Source organism: Sporosarcina koreensis (assembly GCF_001531445.1).
Taxonomy (GTDB): domain Bacteria; phylum Bacillota; class Bacilli; order Bacillales_A; family Planococcaceae; genus Sporosarcina; species Sporosarcina koreensis_C.
On record NZ_LQYA01000047.1, the window covers coordinates 98,696 to 108,291 of the forward strand.

10 protein-coding genes and 1 pseudogene are annotated in these 9,596 nt (G+C 45.5%); 6 read left to right on the forward strand and 5 right to left on the reverse strand.

The window, feature by feature from the left end; all coding sequences use genetic code 11:
• Positions 1-59: 59 nt before the first annotated feature.
• Positions 60-1,190, reverse strand: coding sequence for a CAP-associated domain-containing protein (locus AWV70_RS07410; RefSeq protein ID WP_060205692.1), 1,131 nt, complete (start codon positions 1,188-1,190; stop codon positions 60-62).
• 128 nt (positions 1,191-1,318) lie between these two features.
• Between AWV70_RS07410 and AWV70_RS07415 the strand changes: the two genes are divergently transcribed.
• The 4 genes from AWV70_RS07415 to AWV70_RS25070 all read left to right on the forward strand — a co-directional run bounded on the left by AWV70_RS07415 (position 1,319) and on the right by AWV70_RS25070 (position 3,709).
• Positions 1,319-2,197, forward strand: a complete 879-nt coding sequence (locus AWV70_RS07415; RefSeq protein ID WP_060205694.1) for a putative RNA methyltransferase — start codon at positions 1,319-1,321, stop codon at positions 2,195-2,197.
• Between the two features lie 214 nt (positions 2,198-2,411).
• The gene (locus AWV70_RS07420) at positions 2,412-3,062 is read left to right on the forward strand and encodes a pentapeptide repeat-containing protein (RefSeq protein ID WP_060205697.1); all 651 of its coding nucleotides are present in this window, start codon (positions 2,412-2,414) and stop codon (positions 3,060-3,062) included.
• A 44-nt stretch (positions 3,063-3,106) separates the two neighbouring features.
• Positions 3,107-3,568, forward strand: a complete 462-nt coding sequence (locus AWV70_RS07425) for a hypothetical protein (protein WP_060205700.1) — start codon at positions 3,107-3,109, stop codon at positions 3,566-3,568.
• Positions 3,569-3,574: 6 nt separating this feature from the next.
• Positions 3,575-3,709, forward strand: a complete 135-nt coding sequence (locus AWV70_RS25070; protein ID WP_268777399.1) for a hypothetical protein — start codon at positions 3,575-3,577, stop codon at positions 3,707-3,709.
• 231 nt (positions 3,710-3,940) lie between these two features.
• On the opposite strand, the gene AWV70_RS07430 is transcribed toward AWV70_RS25070, so the two are convergent.
• From AWV70_RS07430 to AWV70_RS07445, 4 genes are all read right to left on the reverse strand, one after another.
• The gene (locus tag AWV70_RS07430) at positions 3,941-6,070 is read right to left on the reverse strand and encodes an MMPL family transporter (protein WP_060205702.1); all 2,130 of its coding nucleotides are present in this window, start codon (positions 6,068-6,070) and stop codon (positions 3,941-3,943) included.
• Positions 6,071-6,372: 302 nt separating this feature from the next.
• On the reverse strand, positions 6,373-6,573 hold the full coding sequence (locus AWV70_RS07435; protein ID WP_060205704.1) for a cold-shock protein: 201 nt from the start codon (positions 6,571-6,573) through the stop codon (positions 6,373-6,375).
• A 289-nt stretch (positions 6,574-6,862) separates the two neighbouring features.
• On the reverse strand, positions 6,863-7,861 hold the full coding sequence (locus AWV70_RS07440; RefSeq protein WP_060205705.1) for an inorganic phosphate transporter: 999 nt from the start codon (positions 7,859-7,861) through the stop codon (positions 6,863-6,865).
• A 12-nt stretch (positions 7,862-7,873) separates the two neighbouring features.
• On the reverse strand, positions 7,874-8,494 hold the full coding sequence (locus AWV70_RS07445) for a DUF47 domain-containing protein (protein WP_060205708.1): 621 nt from the start codon (positions 8,492-8,494) through the stop codon (positions 7,874-7,876).
• Between the two features lie 224 nt (positions 8,495-8,718).
• Between AWV70_RS07445 and AWV70_RS07450 the strand changes: the two genes are divergently transcribed.
• Positions 8,719-9,252: a hypothetical protein gene (locus AWV70_RS07450; protein ID WP_060205710.1), complete on the forward strand. Its 534-nt coding sequence runs from the start codon at positions 8,719-8,721 to the stop codon at positions 9,250-9,252.
• A 35-nt stretch (positions 9,253-9,287) separates the two neighbouring features.
• Positions 9,288-9,596, forward strand: a pseudogene (locus AWV70_RS24390) (flotillin family protein); the annotation flags it as partial.

Genomic DNA, 9,596 nt, shown 5'->3' on the forward strand with positions numbered 1-9,596 from the left:
TTATCTCTCTGCTCTCACGCTTATATTCCCCGGAACAGACAGATATAGTCCTGAAAGAGTCATTGCAAGAAAAAATTCTCTGTATAATACGGCTGCGATTTTTCATTGAAAGCGACACCGATGCCGAGATGACTATAATCTTTTATTAAAATATTTTCACGATGCCCTTTTGAATTCATGAGACCTTCATGAGCGAAAATACTGCTCGATTGGCCGTATGCTAAATTTTCACCCGCTCTGCGGAATTTAATATGATCCTCTTTCATCCGGTCGAAAGGCGACAGCCCTTGTAAATTATCATGGCTGAAATAATCATTGATTGCCATATCGAGGCTATGTTTGCGAGCCGTTTCGGCAATCGCATCATCCCATCGCAAAATGGAGCGACCGTGACGTACACGGGCGGCGTTCGTCAAATCGTAAAGCTGCAGTTCGAACCCATTGCGCAAAGACACATCTCCGCCTGCATACATTCCGGATTTCCGCTGTTCGAGTGCTGTCGTAATGAGCTGGACGGCAGTTACCGTATCGTTTTGATGAATGTCGTAAAACACATACATATAGACATCCCCGGATTTAAAAAGGTCCATCCCTTCATTCTCTTGAAGGACATAAATGTTCAGGCCTTTCCGGATCTCCTTCAACGGTTCGCCATACGCTTTCCGGACGTCGGCTTTCGGTGTTCCGTACTGGATGCCCGCTTTCGAAGAAATAAGATCGTCGTTCGTGTAAATGGCATTCACTTTCCAGTTTTCGTCGAATGAAATCATGACGAAGTTTTGGTAATCCTCGTGGTACGTGAACCATTCAGTTCCGTATTCATTCAATGAATGGCTTTTTGGCTCGCCAAGTTCGGCTTTCACCTGGTTTTCAGTCGCTCCGAGCTCGATATTATGAATGGACATGACAGAGTGATCAGGTTTATCCAATTTTGGCTTTGCGACTTTGTCGGGAATCAGCTGTTCTACTTCGGATGTTTTCGAAGATATATAAAGGAAAATTTTATCGGCTGTGTTGAATATGGAATCCATTGCGGAAGCAACCGGTTCTTTCTCCCATATGGCTTCTAGCTTTTCATCAATCGGATTGAGGAAGGAAAGGTCGATATATTTCGAAACTGGCTCTTCCCATAAAGGTTTTGCAAGATAAAGTGCAACTATGAAAATGATGAATAGTAAAATCCGCTTCACGGAAATCGCCTCCTATCTATTATTGTACCCGCTGAAGGTACGATAGATACAGTGCGACCCATTGATAGTTTGAGTCCGGGCAGAAAGGCGGTATACTGGTAGAACAATATTGGATCGGAGCATCGCAAATGAAATTGACGAAGAAAATGCAAAGTGCGCTAGTAATGGAGAAAAAAATAGGGTTGTTTAAATGCCCAATCTGTTCTGCGGAAATGGAAATGGAGGAGCATTCACGCCTCATCTGCCGGAATCTGCACTCGTTTGATTTGGCCAAAAGCGGTTATGTCAATTTGGCGCCGCAAGCCCATTCGACGAAATATGATAAATCGCTGTTCGAAGCGAGGACTGCCGTCATGGATAGCGGTTTTTTTGGACCTGTTCTTGACAATATCATCGCCCGTTTAAATACGCATTTGGATGGAATGGAACGTCCTGTTCTCTTGGATGCTGGCTGCGGCGAAGGAACCCATTTACATAAAGTTCATTCACGAATGCAACCGGGAACTGTCGGCATCGGCATTGATTTGGCGAAGGAGGGAATCGTCGCAGCTTCGAAGACGTATCCAGGCATCGTTTGGAGTGTAGCGGATCTCGCTGCCATGCCATTTGCGGATTCGAGTATGGATGCGATCGTAAATATTTTATCACCTGCAAATTATGCGGAATTCAACCGGCTGTTGAATCCAGGAAGCATATTGGTGAAAATCGTACCGGAAACCGGGTACTTGCAGGAACTGCGGGAAGTCTTCTACGACGGTAAGCAGCAGAAAGAGGAGGCCGACCCGGTAGCGCGGTTCCGCGAACAGTTCGATGTTGTGGAGTCCGAACGGTTGACGTACTTATTTGAATTGCCTGAAGCGCTGCTCGCCCCATTGATCCGCATGACGCCGCTGACATGGAATGCGAGTGAGCAGCGAATCGGCGAGGTGCTTGCGATGGGAATGAAGGAGATTACGATTGATTTGCGGGTGATAGCGGGTGTTCGACGGGCGGGGGAAATTGGTTGAGTGGTGATAAACCTGTTTTGAGTGGTGATAACGTAGCCATGAGTGGTGATAACATCGTCCTGAGTGGTGATAACCGGGAATTTCATGGGGAAGGGGAGAGGGCAGATGTTTAGTGGAATAAGCTCCGTTCCAAGCTGGTTTTATATGATGGCGTTCGTAGTTGTCATATTGCTCGTCATCTTTATTGAATGGAAAACACGATAGGAGGGTTCGTATGGGAGCGAAAAAAGACAAGCGTGTAAGACCGAAACTGTCGACGGAACATGAGTTGTTGAGGCCTTCCGATATATGGAGCCGGGACAGATTTATTGAAAAAGCAAGATTTGAAGGCGGTACAATGCCGGGAGCGGAGGGCGAGCGCCTCGTTTTCGATAATTGCGTGTTCAAGGATATGTCATTTGCGAATAGCGATTGGAGAGGTGTGGAATTCGTCGATGTTTTATTCCAAACATGCGACTTTTCGAACGTCCAAATGGAAAACGTCATGTTCCATCGTTGTGAAATCCTCAATTCAAAGTTAACGGGAGCGGATTTGGCCAATTCCAATTTGGGGCATCTATTAATGAAGGAAAGTGACATCCGTTACGCTAACTTCAATTTTTCGGGAATGAAAGAAGTGGAGTTCGCGGGATGCAACTTGGAGGATAGCGATTTTTACGAATGCGATTTCAAGCAGGTCCGATTTGAAAAGTGCAAGCTCGACGATGCGAATTTTTCGGAAACTGATCTGGATGGCGTGGACTTATCCGACAATACATATGAGCGCATCGAAGTGACAGTGCCGAAAATTGCAGGATGCATCGTTTCGGCGGAGCAGGCGCTCGGATTTGCACGCGCGCTCGGTCTGACGGTGAAGGATGATTAATGTTATACTGAAAAGACATTTGACAAAGAAAGAGTGGCCAAAGCATGCTTACATTCGAACAAAAACAGCAAATCATTGAGTCATTTCCTGAACTGACGCGGAAAGAAGTGTCGATGAAACGGCTCAATTATCATTATGAGGACAGCTTGTATGACAAAACGGTCGTCGTGCAACATCTTCATCCGAACGGCAATGGATTTGTCTACGTGGAGGGGATTCCGGGCTATGAGACGGATGATCGTGGGCTTGTCAATATCCGGGAAGCGTCGGAAGAAGAATTGAAGAAGACAATTCTCGACGCCATTCGTGCACTGTCCACTGAGGAAGAGGAAGAAGAGCCGGTCGAGGAAGTATGGGTGAATGAGCAAGGCCAAAAGCTGACGTTGCTTGAGGAAGAAGGCTTTTTCAATATTTATCACGGTTACAACCTGGAAGAAGGCTTCGGTGATTACAAGGAAGCTGCGGATTATTTGAAGGAAGAGAACTTCAAGCTTAGCAAGGGGTGACGCCAAATGAAGGGGAGAACACTTGTCATCGGACTCGTCGTCTTTGTCCTGGCAGTCGTCGCAGTCATCTATTTTGCGATGATGGCACAGTTTGATAAAGATCAAAAAGAAGACTCGATAACAACTACAATTGTGGATTAAAAAGAAAAGCTGTCGTCGCTGTAAGGGAGGAAACTCCTTTACGTGAAGACAGCTTTTTTACTAATTGAAAAGATATCGATCAATTGCAAGGGGATATCGATTATTTCCCAAGGTATATCAATCATTTCCCGAGATATATGGTCATTTTGGGACTTAAGGTCCACGCGATTCAAACAAAAAACTGGTTGCAAAAACAGGCAAACGCTGTTTTGCAACCAGTTTTTCAGAGGGTTAATGCCAATTCCCCGCTTTATATTCACCTTTCCTGAAAGGCATCCACCAATTCCATTTGCCAAATAATTTCATTAAACTTGGTACAAGCAACAAGCGGATAATCGTAGCATCGATGGCGACTGCAATCGCAATCCCTACGCCAATCTGCTTCACCGGCATGACGTCCGTGAACGCGAAAGCGCCCGTTAATACAATCATGATCAATGCGGCGGATGTAATGATTTTGCTTGTCGTCGCAAGCCCCTCGACCGTCGAATGATCGTTATCGAATGTCTTCGCATACTCCTCCTGCATTCGCGAGATGAGGAATACTTCATAGTCCATGCTTAAGCCAAAGACGAGACTGAAAACAAGGATCGGAATGATGAGTGCAATCGTTCCGGGATGCAGCCCGAAATGACCGTATTGGAAAATGTAGACAAGAATCCCGAACGTAGCGGAAAGTCCGACGATGTTCATTAAAATCGCCTTCAACGGAATTAGGATCGAGCGGAACGCAATCATGAGGATGATGAAAGTCGATAGTAGGATGATCAACAATACAGACACGATATTTCCGAAAATCTCATCGAAAATTTCCTGATTGAACTTCGGTTGACCGCCGACCAACAGATTCCAATCCGATTGCTCGGACCAATCCCGCGCCCACTGCTGCGCTTCCTCGGATGTACCTTTCGCCTGAAGCGTCACTGGAATCAGTAATTGATGATCCTTTACGAATGAATCAAGCAGTGGTTCAAGCTGGGCTTTCATCTCAGGGACTTGTGCCATTTGCTCCCATTCTTCGGGAGATCCGACTCCGCTAGCGGTGAAAATGGTCGTCAGTCCGTCGACCAATGGATCATCAGCTAATGCATCCTCCAATTCTTTCATGGCCTTCAAACCTTCCGCATCGGACCAGCCGCCAGTCCGTTCTGCGATCACATACACATTCGACTGATCACCGAGTCCGAAAGTGTCATCCATCAATTCATAGGAAGCCCGAGTATCATACGATGCCGGCAGCGAATCGATCTGCGGAATTGTCAAATCCATATTTTTCACAGGGATTATGGCGATGCCCAGCAAAACGAGTGCTGCAATCGTAATCAGGACAGGCCGTTTGATCACCGTATTGGCGAACTGCCTCCATCTATCGGAACCGTTTTCTTTCACTTTCAAGACGCGACCTTTATTCAACCGATCGCCAAGCATGATTAAAATCGAAGGAAGCAGTGTAACTGAGCTGAGCACTGCCATACCGACGACAATCATGCCGCCTAGCGCGATATTTTGGAAAATCTCGACTTTGATAATAAACATCGCACCGAGTCCGATGAACACGCAAAATGCCGAGAAGATGACGGAACGGCCAGCTGTCCGGATTGTTGTCGCAACAGCTTCAAGCACATCGCTCTTTAATCGTTCTTCCCGATAACGGCTAATGAAAAGTAGGGAAAAGTCGATGCTCAAAGCGAGACCGAGCATAGGAACGATATTCAAGACAAAAATAGCTAAATCCATCTGTCCGCCAACAAGCGCCAACACGCCGAATGTCGATACAACTGTAGCCACCCCGACGATCAAAGGAACCATCGACGCCATAATCGACCCGAATGCAAAAAGCAGAACGATGATTGCGATAGGCAAGCCGATCGCCTCCGCCTTCATCAAATCTTTTTGGCTTGCGCTGTTAATATCTTTTGTAATGGCGGATTGACCAGTTAATACAATGCCTTTCTTATCACCGATCGCATCCCGGATATCCATGACGACTTTAGACATGTCCTTGCCGTTCTCTTCAAAGTGAAGCAGGGCATATGAGATATCTTTCGTATACTGTTCTTCATTTTCGAGCGGGGAAACAATTTCAGAAGCAAGATTCAGCTTCTCAATATCCGCCAAAGTGGAGGCGATCGTTTCCTCCTTCACTTTATCGAAAACGACGAACATCGTCTCCGCCGGCAAATTGAATTTCTCGGAAGCGATCTTCATCACTTGTTCGTGTTCCGCATCCATCCTGAAGCCGTCACCTGCAAGCAACCCAGGCAACCGAATCGCAAAAATAGCCATGGCAATGAAAAGCGCAATCCAGGCAATCATGATGGTTTTATAATACTTCGTAACAAAATGCGCGAGTGTGCGCATAGCATCGTCCTCCCAGAATGAATCACTTCTATCTATTCCCTAATCATAGCGAAGATGTATGTAATTGTCTTTTCTGAAGTAGCAGATTAGGAGAATCGTGTTCAAAGGTAGGGTTCCTCATTCGGGCCTCATGAGCTTTCATTTCCCATTAAAAAGTTCTCGTTACCGCCTCCCAAGTTCTCGTTTTCCGTCAAAAAGTTCTCGTTTCTGTCTCCAAAGTTCTCATTCTGACGTCAAGTATGCGACTCCATAACGAAAAAAACCACTCCCCGAAGGAAGTGGTTTTGAATGGTTAATTCAAATTAGTTTTTTTCAACGTTTGTAGCTTGAAGTCCGCGTTGACCTTGTTCGATTTCGAAAGTCACGTCTTGGCCTTCTTCAAGAGTCTTGAAGCCGTCGCCTTGGATAGCGGAGAAGTGTACGAATACATCGTCGCCATCTTCACGTTCGATGAAGCCATAACCTTTTTCTGCGTTGAACCATTTTACTTTACCTTGTTCCATGTTTGTTTCCTCCTCGTGTGCTTGGCACACATTGTGTTACTATCCTTGCTCAAGTCTTGAAGCGGTCAAACGTTAATCGTGACCATCACGCCGAACAAAAATAATTCTTCTTTATCATAACAGAGGTTTTTTGGCAATGCAAGAGAAAAGTTTTCATTAAATTCAGCCGGGATTAAAATCCTGGCTGAATTAAGTAAGTCTCACTCTAGCGGATGCGACAGATTTTCAGGGGGGATTTTCGATCAAGTTCGAAAAAGTCTGAATGCAAATATGCATAGGTGTAATTGGTTTAGAAAAACAAGTTCAAAATTTGGTACACAATTGCGGCGAGGGCAGCTGAAATCGGCATGGTAATGACCCACGTGATGACGATTTTTTTCGCAACTCCCCATTTAACGCCTTTAACACGTTGCGCAGAACCTACGCCCATGATGGCGGAAGAGATGACATGCGTCGTGCTGACAGGCAAATGGATGAGCGTTGCGCCGAAAATGATCATCGCGGAACTTAAATCGGCTGCAGCGCCGTTGACCGGCCGAATTTTCATAATCTTACCGCCGACTGTTTTGATGATTTTATAACCGCCAATCGATGTCCCAAGCCCCATCGCTGTGGCAGCCGCAATCCGGACCCAAAGCTGAATATCATCGCCTGTTTGCATTTCTGCTGCAATCAATGCCATTGTAATGATCCCCATCGCCTTTTGGGCATCGTTCGTTCCGTGTGTGAAAGATTGCAGGGCTGCCGTACCGATCTGCAAATAGCGGATCCGTTTATTCGCCTTGAACAGATTTCGGTTCTTCAATAAAACCTTGAACAGCGACATCATGAGGAAACCGCCCGCAATTGCGATGAACGGGGACAGTAGAAGAGCCTCCATGATTTTAATGAAGCCGCCATAATTCAAAATGCCGAACCCTGCCGCAGAAATGGCAGCGCCGGCAATCGAACCGATCAACGCATGCGATGAACTTGACGGAATTCCGTAATACCATGTGATCAAATTCCAGGCGATTGCTGCAGTGAGGGCTGCCAAAATGACGAGTGATCCGTTATCCAATACAAACGGATCAACAATGTCTTTGGAAATGGTCTTTGCGACGCCTGTAAATGTCAATGCGCCAATAAAATTCATAACAGCCGCCATATAGATGGCGGTCCGCGGTTTCAATGCACGCGTCGACACCGAAGTTGCAATGGCATTCGCCGTGTCATGAAATCCGTTGATGAAATCGAATGCAAGCGCGAAAACAACGATTGCTATCGTGAGAAACAATATCGTATCCATAAATGATGCTCCTTACGCGTTTCGCATGATGATCGTTTCAAGTGTGTTCGCCACATCTTGACAATGATCCGCAATCTCTTCTAGCAACTCATAAATATCCTTGAATTGGATAATTCGAATCGGATCCTTTTCGCGGATGAACAACTGTTTGATCGACGTGCGAAGGACTTCGTCGCAAATACGCTCATATTCTTTAATCAAAACAGCGTGATCTCGCATCTGGACGAGCTTCTTCTTTGCCAGCAATTCCATCGCCTTGACGATTTCATCAGAACTTTTCACGATATTATCCATGAACTTCTGCACATACTCGTCAATTTCCGTAAGTGAGAACATTTCCAGGTTCGCAGCGAAATGTTCGATGCCGTCTAGGATATCGTCCATTTTAATGGCCAATTGCAAAATATCTTCTCGCTCAATCGGCGTCATGAAGGAGATGTTGAGTTTGGAGATGAGCTCGTGAATCAATTCATCGCCTGACGTTTCGTACTCCTTCAACTTAATGCTTACTTCCTTTAAGTCTGCTACTGATGTCACTTTATAATCATTCGCATAGTGCATCGCTTCTTGAACATGCTCAGCAATCTCTAAAAGAGCTGCGAAAAATGGATCGGTTTTACGTGGACTGAACATTATTAAGCCTCCATCCGTTTCCGGAATCAATTTTTAGTAGTCCTATCATAGCAAAAAACAACAAAAATAAGTACACATAAACGTACTATTTTCTTTTTTTAAGTGACAAATTGGTTGGAATTTGATGTTGCAAGTCCGTAAATTATTTCCGAGAATATTGAAACTTTATTACTGGCCAACCGTATGTATAGTAGAATTCAAATAGGAGAAGGCGAGGTGAGAAGATGGAAGTGTTCGGAATGCCGGTTATCAATGTCTATTTGACCGTGCTTATCATCGCGGGATTGGCAACTGTGCTGTACATTCTTTTCAGTGATATTGCAGAGGGGATAGGTGATGCGAGTCCACTTTTGGATCCCGCAGTCATTCTTGCATTCATTTCATTTACATCTGCAGTCGGTTATATTTTGGAGTTAACGACAGAGTGGAATCATTTGCTGATCTTGATCCTTGCGCTTGGAGCGGCGACCGCATTGGACTTCCTTCTTTATTTCTTCGTGCTCCTTCCTTTGAAATCCGCGGAAGTATCGCTTGCCTTCACGGACGAATCGCTTACGGGCCAAGTCGGCAAAGTCATCGTTCCGGTACCGGTCGATGGTTTTGGCGAAATCGTCATCGAAACGGTGAATGGCATCATTTCGAAAAGGGCCGCAGGGTATGAGAACAAAGCGATCGACTACGGAAAAGAAGTGTTGATCATCGAAGTAAAGGAAGGAACATTCATCGTTAAGGAATATGAGCCGTTCCGCTTCAAGTGATCAAGGTAAAACAACATTTATAAGGGGGAATCAGAATGGCAGGAATTTCAGGAATGTTGATTGTCATCGGGATTGTCGTATTCATTTTGCTAGCTGTCATACTCGTCTACATTTCGAAGTACAAGACAGTCGGACCGGATGAAGCGCTGATTGTCACAGGAAGTTATTTAGGATCGAAAAACGTACATACGGATGACTCGGGCAACCGGATTAAAATCATCCGTGGCGGGGGGACATTCGTATTCCCAGTGTTCCAGCAATCGGAACCGCTCAGCTTGCTTTCAAGCAAATTGGAAGTAACGACGCCAGAAGTGTACACAGAACAAGGCGTACCAGTCATGGCC

Excerpts from the sequence above, each read along its gene's own strand:
- AWV70_RS07430 (WP_060205702.1), bottom strand. The coding sequence starts at position 6,070 with ATGCGCACACTCGCGCATTTTGTTACGAAGTATTATAAAACCATCATG.
- AWV70_RS07435 (WP_060205704.1), bottom strand. The coding sequence starts at position 6,573 with ATGGAACAAGGTAAAGTAAAATGGTTCAACGCAGAAAAAGGTTATGGC.
- AWV70_RS07440 (WP_060205705.1), bottom strand. The coding sequence starts at position 7,861 with ATGGATACGATATTGTTTCTCACGATAGCAATCGTTGTTTTCGCGCTT.
- AWV70_RS07415 (WP_060205694.1), top strand. The coding sequence starts at position 1,319 with ATGAAATTGACGAAGAAAATGCAAAGTGCGCTAGTAATGGAGAAAAAA.
- AWV70_RS07425 (WP_060205700.1), top strand. The coding sequence starts at position 3,107 with ATGCTTACATTCGAACAAAAACAGCAAATCATTGAGTCATTTCCTGAA.
- AWV70_RS07420 (WP_060205697.1), top strand. The coding sequence starts at position 2,412 with ATGGGAGCGAAAAAAGACAAGCGTGTAAGACCGAAACTGTCGACGGAA.
- AWV70_RS07445 (WP_060205708.1), bottom strand. The coding sequence starts at position 8,494 with ATGTTCAGTCCACGTAAAACCGATCCATTTTTCGCAGCTCTTTTAGAG.
- AWV70_RS07450 (WP_060205710.1), top strand. The coding sequence starts at position 8,719 with ATGGAAGTGTTCGGAATGCCGGTTATCAATGTCTATTTGACCGTGCTT.
- AWV70_RS25070 (WP_268777399.1), top strand. The coding sequence starts at position 3,575 with ATGAAGGGGAGAACACTTGTCATCGGACTCGTCGTCTTTGTCCTGGCA.